This window comes from Sporosarcina soli (genome assembly GCF_042655805.1).
GTDB lineage: Bacteria > Bacillota > Bacilli > Bacillales_A > Planococcaceae > Sporosarcina > Sporosarcina soli.
In genome coordinates this window covers 163,568-182,619 of the sequence record NZ_JBHSNO010000022.1, presented here as the reverse complement: position 1 = coordinate 182,619, position 19,052 = coordinate 163,568, and the positions used below count along the sequence as shown (strand labels likewise).

At 40.6% G+C, this 19,052-nt stretch carries 15 protein-coding genes and 1 pseudogene; 14 read left to right on the top strand and 2 right to left on the bottom strand.

Annotated elements, in window-relative coordinates; genetic code table 11:
- Positions 1-13: 13 nt before the first annotated feature.
- The 12 genes from cydS to ACFPRA_RS24560 all read left to right on the top strand — a co-directional run bounded on the left by cydS (position 14) and on the right by ACFPRA_RS24560 (position 10,193).
- The gene (gene cydS / locus ACFPRA_RS24615) at positions 14-133 is read left to right on the top strand and encodes a cytochrome bd oxidase small subunit CydS family protein (protein ID WP_381440691.1); all 120 of its coding nucleotides are present in this window, start codon (positions 14-16) and stop codon (positions 131-133) included.
- A 176-nt stretch (positions 134-309) separates the two neighbouring features.
- Positions 310-1,677: a 23S rRNA (uracil(1939)-C(5))-methyltransferase RlmD gene (gene rlmD / locus ACFPRA_RS24610; protein ID WP_381440689.1), complete on the top strand. Its 1,368-nt coding sequence runs from the start codon at positions 310-312 to the stop codon at positions 1,675-1,677.
- 117 nt (positions 1,678-1,794) lie between these two features.
- Positions 1,795-2,289 (top strand): SRPBCC family protein, encoded by a 495-nt coding sequence (locus ACFPRA_RS24605; protein ID WP_381440686.1) that lies wholly within the window; start codon positions 1,795-1,797, stop codon positions 2,287-2,289.
- Positions 2,290-2,325: 36 nt separating this feature from the next.
- Positions 2,326-3,243 carry a VOC family protein gene (locus tag ACFPRA_RS24600; RefSeq protein ID WP_381440683.1) on the top strand — a complete coding sequence of 306 codons (918 nt, stop codon included), beginning with the start codon at positions 2,326-2,328 and terminating at the stop codon, positions 3,241-3,243.
- Positions 3,244-3,699: 456 nt separating this feature from the next.
- Positions 3,700-4,728: a siderophore ABC transporter substrate-binding protein gene (locus tag ACFPRA_RS24595; RefSeq protein WP_381440681.1), complete on the top strand. Its 1,029-nt coding sequence runs from the start codon at positions 3,700-3,702 to the stop codon at positions 4,726-4,728.
- A gap of 19 nt (positions 4,729-4,747) precedes the next feature.
- Positions 4,748-5,770 (top strand): ABC transporter permease, encoded by a 1,023-nt coding sequence (locus ACFPRA_RS24590; RefSeq protein ID WP_381440678.1) that lies wholly within the window; start codon positions 4,748-4,750, stop codon positions 5,768-5,770.
- The gene (locus tag ACFPRA_RS24585; protein WP_381440676.1) at positions 5,767-6,831 is read left to right on the top strand and encodes an iron chelate uptake ABC transporter family permease subunit; all 1,065 of its coding nucleotides are present in this window, start codon (positions 5,767-5,769) and stop codon (positions 6,829-6,831) included. Before ACFPRA_RS24590 ends, ACFPRA_RS24585 begins: the two co-directional genes overlap by 4 nt.
- Positions 6,828-7,580: an iron ABC transporter ATP-binding protein gene (locus ACFPRA_RS24580; protein WP_239392452.1), complete on the top strand. Its 753-nt coding sequence runs from the start codon at positions 6,828-6,830 to the stop codon at positions 7,578-7,580. The genes ACFPRA_RS24585 and ACFPRA_RS24580 overlap by 4 nt, the downstream gene beginning before the upstream one ends.
- Before the next feature lie 101 nt (positions 7,581-7,681).
- Positions 7,682-8,068 carry a DUF6444 domain-containing protein gene (locus ACFPRA_RS24575; protein ID WP_381440673.1) on the top strand — a complete coding sequence of 129 codons (387 nt, stop codon included), beginning with the start codon at positions 7,682-7,684 and terminating at the stop codon, positions 8,066-8,068.
- 109 nt (positions 8,069-8,177) lie between these two features.
- The gene (locus ACFPRA_RS24570) at positions 8,178-8,297 is read left to right on the top strand and encodes an IS66 family transposase (RefSeq protein ID WP_381440671.1); all 120 of its coding nucleotides are present in this window, start codon (positions 8,178-8,180) and stop codon (positions 8,295-8,297) included.
- 509 nt (positions 8,298-8,806) lie between these two features.
- The gene (locus ACFPRA_RS24565; RefSeq protein WP_381440668.1) at positions 8,807-9,499 is read left to right on the top strand and encodes an MgtC/SapB family protein; all 693 of its coding nucleotides are present in this window, start codon (positions 8,807-8,809) and stop codon (positions 9,497-9,499) included.
- Between the two features lie 253 nt (positions 9,500-9,752).
- Positions 9,753-10,193: a GNAT family N-acetyltransferase gene (locus tag ACFPRA_RS24560; RefSeq protein ID WP_381440665.1), complete on the top strand. Its 441-nt coding sequence runs from the start codon at positions 9,753-9,755 to the stop codon at positions 10,191-10,193.
- A 349-nt stretch (positions 10,194-10,542) separates the two neighbouring features.
- On the opposite strand, the gene ACFPRA_RS24555 is transcribed toward ACFPRA_RS24560, so the two are convergent.
- Together ACFPRA_RS24555 and uvsE are read right to left on the bottom strand one after the other, a co-directional pair.
- A complete protein-coding gene (locus ACFPRA_RS24555) occupies positions 10,543-13,137 on the bottom strand; it encodes a M14 family metallopeptidase (RefSeq protein ID WP_381440663.1) in 2,595 nt (864 codons plus the stop codon).
- A gap of 177 nt (positions 13,138-13,314) precedes the next feature.
- Positions 13,315-14,268, bottom strand: coding sequence for a UV DNA damage repair endonuclease UvsE (gene uvsE, locus ACFPRA_RS24550; protein WP_381440661.1), 954 nt, complete (start codon positions 14,266-14,268; stop codon positions 13,315-13,317).
- Between the two features lie 308 nt (positions 14,269-14,576).
- Between uvsE and ACFPRA_RS24545 the strand changes: the two genes are divergently transcribed.
- Together ACFPRA_RS24545 and pyc are read left to right on the top strand one after the other, a co-directional pair.
- Entirely contained in the window at positions 14,577-15,245 is a 669-nt protein-coding gene (locus ACFPRA_RS24545) for a helix-turn-helix transcriptional regulator (protein WP_370643118.1), read from the top strand.
- Positions 15,246-15,509: 264 nt separating this feature from the next.
- Positions 15,510-18,950: pseudogene (pyc, locus tag ACFPRA_RS24540) on the top strand (pyruvate carboxylase); the annotation flags it as partial.
- Positions 18,951-19,052 lie beyond the last annotated feature (102 nt).

Below are 19,052 nucleotides of genomic sequence, written 5' to 3'. Positions count from 1 at the left end.
GGAGGGTGTTTTCATGCATAACTTTCTGATGTTCTACGCACCATTTATCGTTCTAATTTTGGCTATTATCACCGCATTCATCGCTGCACCGTTGGACAGGGCGGTGGGAAAACAGGCGGAGGATGAGAAATGATTGGTGGGGAGGCAGACGTCGGTGTGGCGTCTGCTTTTTTCTTAATTAGTTGAGTGGGAATGTTGTTTACTTGATCTTAATGCAGACGACGGCTTAGGAAGGCTATCATGTAGCAACTCTACATTTTCACTATTGCCGTGGTACACTATAGACATCTGAAATTTGGAGGAAATCGAATGTCTTTTATTGTGAATAAAAATGAACGCCTGAACGTTTTGGTGGAGGATTTGACACATGACGGGTCAGGTGTGGCGAAGGTGGAAGGGTATCCCCTTTTCATCCCGGGAGCATTGCCAGGCGAGGAAGTTGACATCCAAGTCGGCAAAACGTTAAAAAATTACGGATTTGGCCGATTGATAAACGTGAAAAAAGCATCGCCGGACCGGGTTGACCCGCCTTGCCATGTATTCCCGGAATGCGGCGGATGCCAATTGCAGCATTTATCCTATGAGGGCCAACTCGTGCAAAAACGAAAAACGGTGCGCGATGTAATGGACCGGATTGCGAAACTCCCTCATGTGCCTGTCCATCCTGTAAAAGGAATGGACAACCCATGGCGCTATCGTAATAAATCCCAAATCCCTTTCAGTGAGCAAGACGGCAAAGTGGTGTCCGGCTTTTACAGATCCCGCACTCATCACATCGTCGATACGGATGTCTGCATCATCCAAAGTGAGGAAGCGGATGAACTGATGTCGACGCTGAAACACGAAATGCATGCATTTGGAATTGATGCTTATGATGAGAAGGCCCACCGGGGGATGCTGCGCCATCTGATTGTACGCAAAGGGCGTGCAACAGGTGAAATTATGGTCGTCCTTGTCACACGCAAAAAGAAATTTCCGCAAAAAGAGGCGGTCGTCGAACTGATTAAACGAGTCGTTCCCGACGTCACGTCCATCATGCAAAACGTCAATGATCAAAAGACAAACGTCATCTTTGGCGATGAAACGATTTTATTGTATGGAAAGACCTTCATCATCGATTCAATCGGGCCTATCGATTTCGAAATTTCCGCCCGCTCATTCTACCAAGTGAACCCGGAGCAAACGGAAGTCCTTTATGGTCAAGCGTTGGAATACGCTCAGCTGACAGGCGGTGAATCCGTCATCGACGCCTATTGCGGCATCGGGACGATTTCTTTATTCCTTGCACAGAAGGCAAAAGAAGTGTATGGCGTCGAAATCGTGCCACAAGCAATCGAAGATGCAAAACGCAATGCAGAATTGAACGGCATCGACAACGCCCATTTCGAGGCGGGTCCCGCCGAAGTCGTCATCCCGAAATGGTATGCAGATGGCAAGCGATTCGACGTGCTCGTCGTCGACCCGCCGCGCAAAGGCTGTGATGAAGAACTGTTGAAGACGATTTTGGAGTATAAGCCGAAACGTGTCGTCTATGTGTCGTGTAATCCAGGGACATTGGCAAGAGATTTGCGGATATTGGAAGATGGAGGGTACCGCACGCAGGAAGTGCAACCGGTAGATATGTTTCCACACAGTAGTCATGTGGAGTGTGTTGCTTGGTTGGAAACAACGTTGTAGATTGAAAATAGTGAAAGGTATCGGGTACCTTTCACTTGGTCATAATAAAAGATGCTAGGTATCCATTAAATTCTGAAATGTATGGGTACCTTTTATTATATTATGGGAGGAGAAATTATGTCTGCTAAAGTTGAAATCACCCACACTTTCAATGCTGCCCGGGAGGTTGTTTTTAAGACATTTACCCAAGCTGAACATCTTCGAAATTGGTGGGGACCAAAAGGATGGGATTTTACTATTTCTACGTTCGAGTTCGAGCAGGGAGGTATCTTCCACTACAGCCAAAAATCTCCTGACGGCGATATAATGTGGGTCAAATTCATTTATGATGAAATTAGCGTTCCAGAAAAGTTTGTTTATACTCAATTCTTTTCCGATAAAGAAGGCAATGTCGTGCGTGCACCTTTTCATGATACCTGGCCTCTGAAAATGCAGAATACGTTTACGTTACTAGAACACGATGGAAAAACAACCGTTACGATGATTGAGACTCCTGTATCGGCAACTGAAGAGGAACTTCAAACCTTTGTAGAATCACAAGATATGGTTCAAGAAGGATTCTCAGGCACCTTCAATCATTTAGAAGATTATTTGTTGAAGAAACCAAACTAGGATAAAAATAGTGAAATAAAAATAGGAGGGGTAACGATGATTGGAACCATCCAAAATATTGTACCGCATTTATGGTATGACAAGGAAGCGCAGGAAGCGGCGGAGTATTATGCTTCCATTTTCCCAGACTCAAAACTTACAAATGTAACAACACTTCATGATACACCATCAGGTGACGCAGATTTAGTCTCTTTTGAGTTGTGGGGACAGAAGTTTATGGCCATTAATGGTGGGCCATATTTCAAATTCAACCCATCAGTGTCTTTTTTCGTTAATTTTGATCCATCACGAGAGAAGGACGCGAGTGAAAAAATAGTGGAGGTTTGGAATAAGTTGTCCGAAGGTGGAACCGTGCTTATGCCACTTGGTCAGTATCCGTTTAGTGAGAAGTATGGTTGGATTCAAGATAGGTATGGTTTGTCTTGGCAATTAATCCTTACCAATCCAGAAGGTGAAGAGCGGCCTGCAATCCTGCCTTCGTTTCTATTTGTTGGTGATCAATGCGGGAAAGCGGAAGAGGCGATTCAGTTTTATATATCTGTATTTGAACACGCAAAGCAGGGCCAGATTGCCCGTTATCCTCAAGGCATGGAACCTAATAAAGAAGGGACCATCATGTTTACTGAGTTCATGCTTGAGAATCAGTGGTTTGCTGCAATGGACAGTGCGGAAAATCATCCATTCAGTTTCAATGAGGCCGTCTCCTTTATGGTCTATTGTGATACCCAAAAAGAAATTGATCACTACTGGGATAAGCTGTCTGCCCATCCAGAAGCAGAGCAATGCGGATGGCTGAAAGATCGGTATGGCATGTCCTGGCAGATTGTGCCGAGAGGAATGGACGAGATGATGAGCAATGGCACACCAGAACAAATTGCGGGTGTTACGAAGGCATTTCTTAAAATGAAAAAATTTGATCTAGCAGAGTTAGAGAAAGCATACAAGGAATTATAAAAAAATGGATGAAGGTTTTGCAACAGGGACATATTCTCTTTAGTTCTTCTAGTGTAAGATCGTTCAGAAGGGCTTTAAAGAAAATGGGCGTCTATCAAGTTAGAAGAGATCATTTCCTTTTTTACTGTCCTTTGATGGTCGAAAGTCTACTCAACGAGTGGCTTTCGGCCATCTTTTTTTGAGCTCGCTTATTTCAATTTCTAAAATCTGCAATGTATCTTCGAAAACGATAACTAAGTTGAGTCCGCAAAAGTAGTTGACAGTATTTTTTGATTTGATATACTCAAGTAGAAGATTGAAATTGATAATCATTATCAATGAGTTTATGTTGTCGCAATGCACTATGTAAATATAGAGATAATTAGTATTTAAATCGCGCACAAAAATAAAACATAGATAGTAAATTTATCAATTCAATAATCTAGTAAGTTTATACATAAGGAGAGAGGTAGAGAAATGGGGAAATTTAAATTAACTATCATTATGGCAATTTTTGCTTTGCTGTTGGTAGCTTGCTCAAATTCAAAGGGTGGAACGGGTGAAACCGAAACCGATGGGCAAGAAAATAATGCTACTGAAGTTGAAACAGAAGAGGTAACAACGGTTGAAATCACTGATGCTCATGGAACTGTCACTGTTCCGATAAATCCTAAGAATGTAGTTGCTTTGGATAATAGAACGTATGAAACTTTATCTGATTGGGGAATTGAGTTAGCGGCTGCTCCAAAAGCTGTAATGCCTGCGGATTCACCATATGTAAGTGATGATTCAGTTCAAGACATCGGAAATCACCGTGAACCAAATCTTGAAATTATCGCGGCTGTGGACCCTGAACTTGTAATAGTTGGTCAAAGATTTGGTAACTATTATGAAGACATCAAAAAATTAGTGCCAAATGCAGTTGTTATTGATCTGAATATTGATGTTTCTGAAGAAGCTGCTACACCGGGAGAAAACTTAGTAAATGGACTTAAAGATGCGACAACTACTTTGGGACAAATTTTTGATAAAAATGAAGAGGCTAAACAATTGAATGCTGATTTTGATAAAGCTATCGAAGATGCTAAGTCTGCTTATAATGGAACAGATACAGTGATGAGCGTGATTGTTTCTGGCGGAAATATTGGTTTTTCAGCTCCTGGTTCTGGACGTGTTTGGGGACCGATGTATGAAATTTTTGGCTGGGCTCCAGCGTTAGAAGTTGACAAAACTACATCAGATCACCAAGGTGATGAGGTTTCTGTTGAAGCGATTGCACAAAGTAATCCTGATTGGATTTTCGTAATGGATCGTGATGCTGCAGTATCATCTGCGTCTGATGCAGTTCCTGCTAAAGATGTTATCGATAATGCGCCAGCTCTTCAAAAAGTAACTGCTGTTACTGAAGGGAAGATTGTTTATGCACCAAATGACACTTACACAAATGAATCAATCCAAACTTATCTAGAGTTATTTGAAAACCTTGCAAACACTTTAGGTAAGTAATCTAAAGGAGTCTCACATAGTGCAAAAAAATAGTATTACTGGGGTTGAGAATGATTCTCAACCCCAGCTTTATAACTACAATAAGATATGGACAAAGTCTTTTATAGTAGCGGTTATAGCTGTTATGATTTTAGGCATCATCTCACTGTTTACGGGCGTTTATGATATACGTGGTCAAGAAGATGGCATGGAAATGTTTTTCATAACGCGTGTGCCAAGAACAGCAGCACTCATGCTTACTGGAGCGGCCATGGCAATGGCAGGGCTTGTTATGCAACTGATTACACAGAATCGCTTAGTTGAACCGACTACAACAGGAACGATTGAATGGGCAGGTTTGGGTCTACTTATTGTTTATTTAGTATTTCCCGCACCAACTTTAGCTTTAAGAATGACGGGGGCAATCCTTTTTTCTTTTATAGGAACGATGATTTTCTTTTTATTTTTAAGAAGGGTTAAACTTCGCTCGTCTTTAATTGTTCCGATCATTGGGCTGATGCTTGGAGCAGTCATTTCTGCAGTTTCCACTTTTATCGGACTCCTTTTTCAAGCGACACAAAGTATTGAAAATTGGTTTGTAGGTTCTTTTGCGGCTGTTCAAATTGGTAGGTACGAATATTTATGGCTAATTGTTCTTGTTACCATTCTAATTTTCATGTATGCGAATAGATTGACTTTAGCTGGACTAGGAGAAGACGTTGCCACCAGCCTTGGCGTAAATTATAATAGGCTCGTACTTTTTGCAACTGGTCTTATTGCTATTGGAGTTGGAATTGTTGCAGCCGTGATTGGAAACTTACCTTTTTTAGGTTTAATTGTCCCAAATATTGTTTCCATGTTCAGAGGAGATGATCTTAGAAGTAATTTGCCTTGGGTATGTGTGATTGGAATGGGTACGATAATGGTTTGCGACATCATTTCTCGAACAATTATCATGCCTTTTGAAGTACCTGTCTCTTTAATACTCGGAACAGTGGGGGCAGTCGTATTTATTGCAATTATATTGAGACGAAGAAAGCCGAGGAGGCTAAGAGGAAGATGAACGCATTGGGATATAGAAGTACAGATCATGTCGAAATCGATTCTAGCCTTCGTAAGGAAAAGAGATCCGCTAGAGCTTTTCGTTCTAAGAAAGAGGAAAAACGTTACTGGATTTTGCTCATCACATTGATTGCTTTGGGTGTTCTTTCTTCGTACGGGCTTTTAGTGTATAACAATCCGGTTCCAGTCGATTCACCTTCTTTTATCCCGGTTGTGATGAGAAGGATCGTGGCGCTTACTGCAATGATCATTGCTGCAGTTTGTCATAGTTTGTCGACCGTCGCTTTCCAATCGATTACGAATAATCGGATTATCACACCTTCACTTCTAGGCTTTGAATCACTGTATTCAGCCATTCAAACGAGTACGATATTTTTCTTTGGTGCCGGTGCACTGATCGGTTTTAGTGGTACTGGATCATTTCTGTTTCAAGTGACGGCTATGGTCTTGATGAGTTTGATCCTGTACGGATGGTTGCTTTCGGGGAAGTATGGAAATTTACAACTTATGCTTTTGGTTGGCATTATTATTGGGGCTGGGCTACGATCCGTGTCTACTTTCATGAGAAGATTACTTTCACCGTCCGAGTTTGATATTTTACAGGCAAGATTGTTTGGTTCCGTCAATAATGCGGATGCTGCCTATTTTCCTATTGTCATTCCGATGGTCATCATTGTCGCAATCTTACTTCTTACATATTCCAAGAAATTAAATGTATTGTCCCTTGGAAAGGATGTCGCCACTTCTTTTGGTGTTAAACATCAACCAAGTATCATTTATACGCTTATTTTAGTTGCTGTTTTGATGTCCATTTCAACGGCTTTGGTTGGACCACTTACTTTCTTTGGATTTTTAGTTGCCACTTTGAGTTATCAGGCGGCACCAACCCATGATCACAGATATGTGTTTCCGATGGCCCTTGCGATAGGATTCTTAATACTAACGAGTGCGTACTTTTTTATGAATCATGTATTCAATGCGCAAGGTGTAGTGTCAGTTATTATCGAACTGTTTGGTGGAATCATATTTCTAATTGTAATTTTAAGGAAGAGGGCTCTATGATAAAAATTGAAAATACTAGAAAGTTATATACGGATGAGGTAAAGATAGGACCTTTGGATATTGAAATACCAAAAGCCGGTTTTACCTCTTTAATTGGACCAAATGGCGCTGGAAAGTCTACAACACTTTTGATGATTGGAAGACTTTTGCATATGGATGAAGGACAAATTAGTGTGGCAAATATGGATGTCTCTACATCTAAATCAAAAGACTTAGCGAAAATCGTGACGATATTGCGACAAGAAAATCATTTTGTCACGAGACTTACGGTTAGGCAACTAGCTGGCTATGGTCGTTTTCCTCATTCACAGGGAAGATTAACGAGAGAGGATGAGGCGATCATCTCTAAATATATCGATTTTTTGGACTTGACGGATCTGGAAAATAGATATTTAGATGAGCTTTCAGGTGGTCAAAGGCAACGGGCATATGTGGCAATGGTTTTGTGCCAAGAGACGGAATATGTACTTTTGGACGAGCCCCTGAACAATCTTGATGTTGCTCGTTCTGTTCAAATGATGGAGCATTTGCGACATGCTGCGAAGGAATTTGGAAGAACAATCCTGACTGTTATGCATGATATAAATTTTGCAGCTAAATATTCTGATCGGATTTGTGCGATGAAAGATGGACAAATTGCCGCTTTTGGAACAGTAGAAGAAATTATGAACCCGGAAATTTTGACAGATATTTTTGAAACAAAAATAGATATTATTGAGGGTCCATATGGGCCAGTAGCGATTTATTAGTTACCAAATCTGTAACTACTTAGGTCACTAGAGTTTGAGTCTCTAAAAAAACAAGGTACTGATTACCAACTTCCAAAAATTTAGATAGGAGAAGGGGTGCTATGCCATACTCAGCTAAGGAAATCGAGAAAATCGGTCATTGGAACCCGTCTGAGATTGCCACTTTCATTACACTTCTCTTATCGAAAATCGACAAGCTAGAAACTCGTGTAAAAGAGCTAGAGCGACAAACCGGTCTAACAAGTGCTAGCAGCAGTAATCCTCCTTCAAGTGAACCCAGAAGTACTCGGAAAGCGGGAGGTAAGATAGGTGCCCCAAAAGATCATGACGGCCATACCCTCGAAATGATTGACGAACCAGATGAAATCGAGTGGCATCAGGTTCAATCCTATTCCCATTGTGCGGCTCATAAACAGGCTTTTTTTCCAGAAAACGTGAAAGCACCGGTCCAGTATGGGGCAGCTGGACTGCTTGGTGCGCTTCTTTAAAGACCTATCAACTTTACCCCCTCAGCCAACTGTTTCAAAACATGACTGGCTATCGCCCGAGTGAAGCGACACTTCTCAACCATTTGAATGACTTCCACGAAACCGCATTGTGCGGTTTATTCAAGACGTCCGTGTGCCTTTCGATAACAGTTTGTCAGAACGAGATATTAGAATGATGAAAGTGAAACAGAAAATCTCAGGATCTTTCCGTATAGTTGAAGATGCGTAGAAATTTGCGCGAATCCGCAGCTTCATTTCCACCCTACGAAAACAGAACCGTGAAGTACTTACCTCCCTCATTTCAGTCCAATCCGGAAAATTCATCTTTTATAAAGGCCAGTCTAAGTAGTTACGTTCATTGCATCATACTAGGGGAGACCATCATTAGTGGAAACTAAACTGACTAAGACTAATAAAAAGACCTGTCGAAATATGGATTTTTTGGGGCACCTTTCACTGGGAGTAAATCGACGGATTTCCAGTGTTTTTTGATTTGTAAAATACGAATTTCTAACAGATGTCTACTAGCTAACAAGAATGTAAAGAATTAAAGGAATTAAAGGGATTTTAAAGAATTGAAAGAATAGGGAAGGATATCAGGTATTCATTGAAATTTGAATTGTCCGGGTGCTTGGCACTTTTCATAATTACCTGGATTTCCCTAAAGATGAAATGAAATTAAAGCAATTTCAACGGAAAGTGACAATTGTAGCTATCGCATAAGGTGAGGTGGGAAAATTGGACATAATTGATTTGGAACTAATCTTAAAGTTAAGTATTTCCGCAGTATTAGGTTTAGTAATAGGGGTAGAACGGGAATTAAAAAGAAAGCCACTAGGGCTAAAAACAAGTCTAGTTATTTCTATTATTAGTTGCCTAATTACAATTGTTTCAATTGAATCAGCCTATACGTTTCCTGGGAGTGACGACCTTCGCATTCAGATGGATCCATTAAGGCTCGCAGCGCAAATCGTATCCGGGATCGGTTTTTTAGGGGCTGGTGTCATTTTAAGAAGAGGAAATGATCGCATTTCCGGCTTAACGACTGCAGCCATGATTTGGGGGGCGGCCGGGATTGGTATTGCTGTTGGTGCCGGCTTTTATGTTGAAGCAACGTTCGGCGTTCTACTATTGCTTTTAAGTGTGGAATTAATCCCGATTATTGTGTTGAAATTTGGTCCGAAAAAACTCCGAAAAAGAGAATTGATGCTTAAAATCCATATAAATGAATTAGGAAGCGTTGAACACGTGATGCATAAATTGGAAAGAGAGAAATTTGCAATATCTCATTTGCGTATTAAAGATATACTGGAAAGTAATTCTCAATTGTTAGAGATCAAAACAAAAGTTAATATGAATAGAACTGTGCCAGAAATTTATAATTTCATAAAAACGATTGAGGACGTTAAAACCGTTGAAATTGTTAGTTGAATGGTATTGTAATGGTCTTCTTGGCGGCGGTGAATAAACGGATTTACTTAATGGAAGAGGCTGCACAAACTAGTAGGAGATAATAGTGAAAGGTACCAGATACACGCACAATTCTGAAGTATGCGAGTACCTGGTGCCTGTTATAATAAAAGCTAATACTGTATATTTATTGCCATAGCTAAAAGGCAGTGAGACAAAATAAATTTAGGATGAATGACTAAGTTGAACAAGTTAGGAAAGGGTTACAAATGAAATGATAACTTTAAGAAATGTGCAAGCGACAGATTTAGAACAGCTATTAGATATTGAGAATGAAGGATTTTCAAAAGAAGAAGCGGCTACAAGGGAAGTCGAGATACTTGGTTACATTAACGGCCCTATTATTCATCAACCTTATATAACGGATGATCTATTCGAGGAAATTCAAGAGAATCCGAAAAGAGGCGGTTATCAGAGTATTTTAGGGTTAGCGGTGTCCTCAAAGGCTAGAAACCAAGGAATTGCCAAGCTGTTAATGGAGAAGATGGAAGCACTTGTGGTGGAAAATAAAAGGGAAGGGATTACCTTAACTTGCAAAGAGGAATTGGTTTCTATTTATGAGAAACTTGGATTTGTGAACCATGGTATGTCTGAGTCCCAACATGGCGGAGTGACCTGGTATAACTTGGTCAAATTAAGAGAGGCTATGAATTGAATTTACTCCTCAAGTATTAAAAGTAAGGAACCAGGTACTCATGCAATTCCTTATTGTTCCGGAATCTGGTAGCTAACATGCACCCATATTCGTTGACAATGTAATATCAAAAACGTATAGAGAAACGCTAGATGCTCCACTCTTTGGCGCGCGATACGAAAGCCGACTGTGCCGCGATCAGGGCATGTGGAAGTTCGAATAGCTTCATTATATTCCAGGTTGGATTCAAGTTGACTAACAGATGAGTTTGCTGAAATATGATGTCTGTCCCCCACTAAAGTAATGCTTTCTAACACCGGGGGGACAAGACATTTTTTTCAATGATTCATTTCCCGCTCAAATTTTTATCCTATGAATCATAGATGCAATTGGCGATGAAGCGGTAGCTGTTATGGGTATGTGCTCTGAAGGCTAGGTCATTGGCGAAAAGGGTAAAAGTTGTATTGTTAAAGGAATGGGTAAAGGCAAGGATTTGTCCTTTTGCATTTTCGTGTCCAGGCCACCATCCGGCTATAAAGAAATCATTACTATTACTCAAGGAAGCAAGTACTTCGGCTCCCGCGGGTACTGAAGTAATCCACATTCCAGAGGTAGTATAAAGAACTTCATCGGTCTGATAGCCAGAGGTGAGCAGATGGTTCTTAATTTTTGCTTTGACTAAGCCTTCATGACCATTTTTTGTTTGGTCTATATTAAAACCAGGCAATAATCCTCTACTTTTCACAGCTTTTAATGGTTCGAACCCAATCCCCACAAATGTTTTTCCAGTTAAATACGATACGATGATACTGCTGCTATCGCTAACAATTACGTCCGCGTCTGCTTGTTTGACCATGTCAAAACCAAGCTCCGAAACTGCAAACTTCAATTGAGTGGACCCAATGACAGATACTTTCGTCTGCTTTAATTGCATTGTCTTTACAGGAATGGAGGTATATAAATATCTGGCAATGAAATAATAGTTTTTTCCGAAATGTTGTAAATCATTTGTTCTGACAATAAAATCGCCCTTATTGATTAATCCTCTTGTTTCAAGTGCCTTTTCCACGACAGCCCCATTCTTTAGAAGAATGTTTACAAGTTTAATGGTGTCATTATTTGTATTTGCCAACACGTGGAAGGTTGCTGCTGTGTAAATATTACCTTTCGGAAGCCCTGTACTCCTAATTCTAATCGTATTTTGATTAAAAGCATCCGTATTCCGAATTTCATGTACCGTAAAACCTCTTAAATCAGGGAAATTTACGATGGTTGAATCATACATCGCTTTCCAGTCCGACACATCATCACCTTTATAGAGCATGGCATTGGCTACTCCACGTTTTGCCTGTTTCATAGGAATCACAAAAGTACCCTTTGAATAAGTGATGCCGTTTACCACAGTATTATCTATTAGTTTTTCGACCTTTACGCCATTACGCAATAAATATTGGACCATTTTATAAGCTTCTAATTTATTTACTTGCTGTTTTGAACCAATGGGAATCACATAGTAATCGGGGAAGAAGTTTGTATGCTCACCTCTTATTCTTCCAATCGATTTTCTTGAAGCATTCACTAAATACGGATCGACTGAACGATTATCCTCACCATTTACGCCGCGCTTAAAGATTTCAAGCTGATTTTTATACAGTTGATCTTTTTTTTCTTGTACAAAAAGGGCGGCTCCCAGCCCAATGCCTACCATTGCATGAAAACCATCTTGACTTAATGCTGGAATTTCAATTGTGTGACCTAGTGAACCATGCAGCATCGCATACATCGGTGTGTAGCCGACAGACATATCGTCCCAGCCGTCTTTATAATCTAATGCTGGAATGACATAGGACTTAAAGTCAGAGTTACCTAATCCCGCTTCCCCCATAGCACGAGCCTGCCTGATCATATTATTGTAAAGCAAATCGTATTCATAGTTTGGGTTGTGGGGAGGAGTGGTTGGTTCAATTAAGAATCTACTAATATAACCATGCATATCTAGGAAGGAGAGGGGAGTCCAATTGGCAATTTCCTGAGTGACAACAATTGTTTCGGGTTGAGTTTGAAGATGGTTGTCACGATTTAAGTCAAAGCCATTTGCGTTTCTTCTACTATTCGCAGCTCTTCCATCAGGATTATTTGTAAACATGAAGAGAAAAATGACATGGTCAAGCATTTCATTAACGTCAAGGCTTACTGTTTCCTTTTGGCCATTTCTAACTATAGGAACCGTGAGCTTATCCTCCAAGGCGAACTTTCTCAATAATTCAACTTGGGCATCGGGTCCTTCAATTTCATCGGGATGAATATTATTAAACCAAATAGGAACCTGATATTCACCGATTAAGCCGTTATCCAGTTGATGTATCAATTTTTCAGGCTGTTCCAATGCCGTCGGAAGTGTAATATTTAAATATCTGTCAACTACCGCTTTACTCTTCGCCAAAATAACAAAATGAAGATCTCTACCTTCTATGGACTTTCCAAGACTTTGATATTTAAGGTAACGATTATTTTTTTGGTGGGCTTGTTTAAAGATTTGGTCAATTGTTGGCTTTAGTTCATCATAAAAAAGGAATTCATCATAGACATTTAGCTGGACAGTAGCAGAAGCCTTCATTTTTGTTTGCGGATCGGTCATGGCTAGCTCATAACTTCCAATGAACTGTTGATATTGTGTTCGAATGGATCTCTCGGCAAGACTCTCTCTATTAAATAGAAGATCAAACTTTAAGGTCGCTTTGACAACCCCGGTATCTCCTACAAAGTGAGGTTTTTCGACGATTGTAATAAAGGGATCTCCGTTAAAATTTGACCCGGTTGTCCATTTTTTCCACTCAGAGAGACTCTTTCCGCCAAATTGAAACGCCAGTTGACTTAAGTCAATATACCTTCCCATATCTGCCTGAACTTCAACGGTTCTTACTTCCGTGAGGGAAAATAAAGACCTGCTAATCTTAAGTTGCACTATAAAATACTCCTTTTGTGTTTATTAATTTTCTTAGAGTATTATATTCGGAAAAGCTTGACTGGTGAACTTAGTATCTGTAGTTAACGATTTATCAGAGGTAGAAGGTTTAACGAGGATTGGGAAAAAATGTGTGGAATTGAATCTATTAAGTCATTATTAATTCATTCACATTGTCTACCATTCCACAGATGAACCCGAAATACGTTTGACTCCCCGAATTGAAGCAATTTCCTCTACAAGTTTTTGCATAGCTAGGTTCTTTTGTTTTGCTTCCACCATGATGTCAAAGTCCTGATTAAGCTCCTTCGCCATCTTTAAGAAGGGGAGGACAAAATCTAGAGAAACAAAATCGGCATGGGAACGATAGGCTTGATCGGATTTTGGAGAAGAAATATGGACTTTCGGTACAATATTAAAGTTATTCCAAGTCTGAAATATTCGAGGGAGGTAAAGTGTCAGATCACTCTCCCCTTTATTTGCCATATAGTGATGATAATCGAGAACCATTGGAATGTTTTCCTTTTCACAGGTCATAAGTGTTTCCGGAACGTTATACGTTTTATCATCATTTTCTAACGTCATTTGCTTTTTAATTTCCTTTGGCAACTTTTTGAGATTTCGATGGAAACGGTTTAAAGAACTATTTTTATCCCCATAGGCACCACCCACGTGAAGATTAATGAGACCCGTATCAAGGGCATTCATTGCTTTGAGCATGCTGAAATGATAGTCCATATCTTTGATGGCATTCAAAGTCACCTCTTCTTTCGGGCTTGTGAAAAGTGTAAATTGATTTGGATGGAAGCTTACTCTAAGCTTGAAGTGTTGGATGATGTCTCCAATTTCTGCCCATTCTCTTTTGAATGGAGTTATGTAGTCCCACATCACCTCCGGATGAGTTGCTAAAGGGACAAGGGAGCTTGAAAAACGATATAATTCTATTTCGTGCGCGATATTATAATACAAAATTCTTTTTGTGTGTTGTAAGTTTTGTGCTGTTATCAATTTCAGTTTATCCATTCTTTCGCTCTTAGGAAGCGTAGAATACCGCGTAAAAGTCAACGTTTTTGATGGACTTGCATCCCATAATCCTAATGCATTTGCTACATAGCCTAACCGAAGCTTCATCTCATTTTCCCCTTTATTTCACATTTAAAAGCTGAATCGATCCAGATAGGTATTCTTTTGCATCTTTACCAAGCTAAGGTGGAGGGCGTACTATAACCTTATTCTCTACAAAATCCTATTCATGTATACGAAAAACGGAAAAGGGATAAAGCCATAGCGTTTATTCTAGTTTTGATAATTTTATAATAAAGGAATTTAGTTTAGTTCGTTGTTGCGGATACAGACGAAGGCTCGACAAAAAAATGCTTGATTGTTACACTTAGCGGAGTGAAATATATTTCATTAGAAAATATGAACCGGGTGATAGTGTGAAAAACTCGAGTATAACCTTAACAGAAAATGACAGACTTATATTAGAGTCCTATAAAACGATGATTGAAGGTATGGCTGATTACTTGGGCAGTGGTTATGAATTTGTCTTACACAGTCTTGAGAATCTGAATGAGTCTGTTGTCAAAATCATCAATGGACATCATACAGGTAGACAAGTCGGTGCTCCGATTACAGATTTAGCCTTATCCATGCTGTCAAAATTACAGCAGGAAGACGAAAAAGGATACATTTCATATAATGTGAAAAATAAAAAAGGCGAGCCATTAAAAGCAACAACTATTGTGATAAAAGGCGAAAATAGTAAAATTATCGGGGTTTTATGTATAAACTTTTATTTAAATACGCCACTGTCCGAAGTGCTTGCAAATCTAAGTAGCTCAAATGGGGCAGCATATGCTTCTGAAACTTTTGTGGAGGATGTAGACGAATTGATTTACCAAGCGGTTAACCAGGTCCAAAAAGAGGTGGAGATGGATGAAAGTGTTCCGCACTTATTGAAAAACAAGGTCATTGTGACGATGCTCTATAATCAAGGTGTTTTTCAGTTTAAAGATGCTGTCGTTAAGATCGCGGAAATTTTAGGGATTTCAAAAAACACGGTATACATGCATTTAAGAGCCATTAATTCATCTAGATCAAAATAGTTAGTTTTTATACAAAAAGTTGGAAATATAATTTTAATATAAAGAAGTCGGGAAAACTCTAGATTTGATAATCTAGAGTTTTTTGAGTTGAAGGACTAAAAAATAAGATAGTGAGTAAAATAAATCATCATTAATGAAATAAAATGTATTGACTAAACTATTTTGGAGTACTAGTATATGATTATTAAAACTATTCAACGAACAATGGAATTATTGGAATATTTATAGTTTGCTGGATAGGTAAACGAGTGGGGGTAATCCAATATGCAAAGTAAGGACAAAAGGATTCATAAAGTGCTTGTAGCCAATCGAGGAGAAATCGCTATTCGCGTGTTTCGAGCTTGTACAGAACTCGACATCCGTACAGTGGCCATTTACTCTAAGGAAGATTCAGGGGCTTATCACCGTTACAAAGCAGATGAAGCTTATCTAGTCGGAAAAGGCAAAAAACCAATTGATGCTTATCTCGATATTGAAAACATTATCGAAATTGCCAAACAGACAGAGGTGGATGCAATTCATCCAGGATACGGTTTTTTGTCAGAAAATATAGAGTTTGCTAAACGCTGTGAGGAGGAAAACCTCATTTTCATAGGTCCTACATCTCGGCATTTAGATATGTTTGGCGATAAAGTAAAGGCGAGAGTACAGGCCCAGCAAGCAGAAATACCGGTTATTCCAGGCACAGACGGTCCTGTCTCCGGTCTTGAAGAGGTAGTGGCTTTTGGTAAGGAACATGGTTTTCCGATTATGATTAAAGCCGCACTTGGCGGTGGCGGACGCGGCATGAGGATTGTCAACAGCGTCGAGGAAGTAAGAGAAGCCTTTGAGCGGGCAAGGTCAGAAGCGAAAGCGGCTTTTGGTAACAGTGAAATGTATGTAGAAAAGTTTATCCAAAATCCAAAACATATCGAAGTACAAATTCTGGGGGATGCTTATGGAAATATCGTTCATTTATATGAGCGTGATTGTTCGGTACAGCGTCGCCATCAAAAAGTAGTAGAGGTAGCTCCAAGCGTCTCATTACCTGAAGATTCGCGGACAGCTATTTGCAACGCAGCAGTCAAGCTGATGAAAAACGTTGATTATTTAAATGCGGGAACTGTGGAATTCCTTGTGGCGGACAATCAATTTTATTTCATTGAGGTGAACCCGCGCGTTCAGGTCGAACATACAATTACGGAAATGGTGACCGGCATTGATATTGTGCAATCCCAGATTTTAATTGCGGAAGGTTACACTTTGCACAGTGAAACAGTGGGGATCCCTGCTCAGGAGGATATCATCGTCAACGGTTTTGCCATTCAATCACGCGTCACAACCGAGGATCCGCAGAATGACTTCATGCCGGATACGGGGAAAATAATGGCTTATCGATCCGGCGGCGGTTTCGGTGTCCGGTTAGATGCCGGGAATGGCTACCAAGGATCTGTTATTACACCTTATTATGATTCGCTGCTCGTTAAAGTGTCGACGCAGGCTCTCACCTTTGAAAAAGCGGCATCCAAGATGTTGAGAAACCTTCAAGAATTCCGGATTCGCGGCATCAAAACAAACATCCCTTTCTTGGAAAATGTCATGCGCCATGAGAATTTCATTACAGGAAATTACGACACATCGTTTATTGACACGACGCCGGAATTATTCATTTCTCCAAAAAGTAAAGACCGTGGGACAAAAATGCTTAATTATATCGGCAATGTCACGATCAACGGCTTTCCAGGTATTGAGAAAAAGAAAAAGCCATTGTTTGACCAACCGCCTATTCCGAAAGTTAGCGGGTTGGGAGCGGCTGCATCCGGTACGAAACAGATTCTAGATGAAAAAGGGGCGGATGGACTCGTTGAATGGGTGAAATCCCGGAACGAAGTGTTGCTGACAGATACGACTTTCCGCGATGCGCATCAGTCTTTGCTTGCGACCCGCGTCCGGACCCATGACTTGCTTCGTATTGCCGAGCCGACAGCGAAACTGCTGCCAGATCTTTTTTCTCTTGAAATGTGGGGCGGTGCGACATTTGATGCTTCTTACCGCTTCTTGAAGGAAGATCCGTGGAAGCGCCTGATTTCGTTACGGGAGCAAGTGCCGAATGTGTTATTCCAAATGCTTCTTCGTGCATCAAATGCAGTTGGCTACACGAATTATCCAGATAATGTTATTCGTGAGTTTGTGGATCAATCAGCTGCTACCGGTATTGATGTATTCCGTATTTTTGACAGTTTAAACTGGATCAAGGGTATGGAAACAGCGATTGATGCAGTCCGCCAGACCGGCAAGATTGCGGAGGCCTCCATTTGTTATACAGGGGACATTGATGATCCGACCCGTACAAAATACAACATCCAATACTATAAAGAGATGGCCAAGGAGTTAGAGAACCAAGGAGCGCATATTCTCGGTATTAAAGACATGGCCGGTTTGTTAAAGCCGCAATCGGCTTACCGGTTAATTTCCGAGTTGAAAGAGACTGTGGATCTACCTATTCATTTACACACCCATGATACGAGCGGCAGTGGCATTTACATGTATGCCAAAGCAATTGAAGCGGGCGTGGATATTGTCGATGTAGCTGTAAGCTCAATGGCGGGATTGACTTCACAGCCGAGTGCCAATACGCTTTGCCATGCTTTAAATGGAACGGAGCGCGAGCCTTCTGTCAGTAGCGATGCCTTGGAAGAGCTGTCCCATTACTGGGAAGGCGTCAGAAAATATTACCAGGATTTCGAAAGTGGCATGGTCGCTCCGAATACCGAGATTTATAAACATGAAATGCCTGGCGGGCAATATAGCAATCTGCAACAGCAGGCAAAAGCCGTCGGACTTGGCAAGCGCTGGGAAGAAGTAAAGGATATGTATAGCCGCGTGAATATGATGTTTGGCGACATTGTGAAAGTGACGCCTTCTTCAAAAGTCGTTGGTGATATGGCACTCTTCATGGTCCAAAACGATCTGACGGAAGAAGAGTTACTGGAAAGAGGCGACAAAATTGATTTTCCGGATTCTGTCATTGAGCTATTCGAAGGGTATTTAGGCCAGCCGTATGGCGGGTTCCCAAAACAGTTGCAACAAGTGATCTTAAAAGGAAAAGAGCCGCTTACAGTCCGTCCAGGAGAGTTGTTGAAAGAAGTAGACTTTAACGCGCTCCGAGAAGAATTGTTCAAGGAAATGGACGACCAAGTCACGGACCATGATACGATCGCTTATGCCTTGTATCCGAAAGTATTCTTGGATTATATGAAAACAATTGAACAGTTTGGCGATGTTTCCACGTTGGATACACCGACGTTCTTGTACGGCATGAGGCTTAATGAGGAAATTGAAATTGAAATCGAAACAGGAAAGACATTGATTGTAAAACTTGTTTCCGTCGGACAGGCACAAACAGATGGTACACGTGTCGTCTACTTTGAATTAAATGGGCAGCAACGCGAAGTGATTATAAAAGATGAAAGCATCAAATCTTCCGTTGCTTCAAAATTGAAAGCTAATCCGAAAAATGAAAGTCACTTGGCGGCGACGATGCCTGGAACGGTGATCAAGGTGCTCGTCGAAAAAGGGGAGAAAGTCACTCAAGGAGATCATTTAGTGATCACAGAAGCGATGAAGATGGAAACAACTGTCCAGGCTCCTTTTTCGGGTATCGTTACCGATATCCATGTTCAAAATGGCGAAGCGATTTCTACAGGCGATTTGTTAATTGAACTAGAATTGGAGAAATCAGAACAGGAGTCGCAACCGCAAGAACCTGCAAGTACAGTGCTAAGTACGACGTAAGAAAAGTTCACCGATCTTTAATGATAGCCATCT

Excerpts from the sequence above, each read along its gene's own strand:
- cydS (WP_381440691.1), top strand. The coding sequence starts at position 14 with ATGCATAACTTTCTGATGTTCTACGCACCATTTATCGTTCTAATTTTG.
- rlmD (WP_381440689.1), top strand. The coding sequence starts at position 310 with ATGTCTTTTATTGTGAATAAAAATGAACGCCTGAACGTTTTGGTGGAG.
- ACFPRA_RS24605 (WP_381440686.1), top strand. The coding sequence starts at position 1,795 with ATGTCTGCTAAAGTTGAAATCACCCACACTTTCAATGCTGCCCGGGAG.
- ACFPRA_RS24600 (WP_381440683.1), top strand. The coding sequence starts at position 2,326 with ATGATTGGAACCATCCAAAATATTGTACCGCATTTATGGTATGACAAG.
- ACFPRA_RS24595 (WP_381440681.1), top strand. The coding sequence starts at position 3,700 with ATGGGGAAATTTAAATTAACTATCATTATGGCAATTTTTGCTTTGCTG.
- ACFPRA_RS24585 (WP_381440676.1), top strand. The coding sequence starts at position 5,767 with ATGAACGCATTGGGATATAGAAGTACAGATCATGTCGAAATCGATTCT.
- ACFPRA_RS24580 (WP_239392452.1), top strand. The coding sequence starts at position 6,828 with ATGATAAAAATTGAAAATACTAGAAAGTTATATACGGATGAGGTAAAG.
- ACFPRA_RS24575 (WP_381440673.1), top strand. The coding sequence starts at position 7,682 with ATGCCATACTCAGCTAAGGAAATCGAGAAAATCGGTCATTGGAACCCG.
- ACFPRA_RS24560 (WP_381440665.1), top strand. The coding sequence starts at position 9,753 with ATGATAACTTTAAGAAATGTGCAAGCGACAGATTTAGAACAGCTATTA.
- uvsE (WP_381440661.1), bottom strand. The coding sequence starts at position 14,268 with ATGAAGCTTCGGTTAGGCTATGTAGCAAATGCATTAGGATTATGGGAT.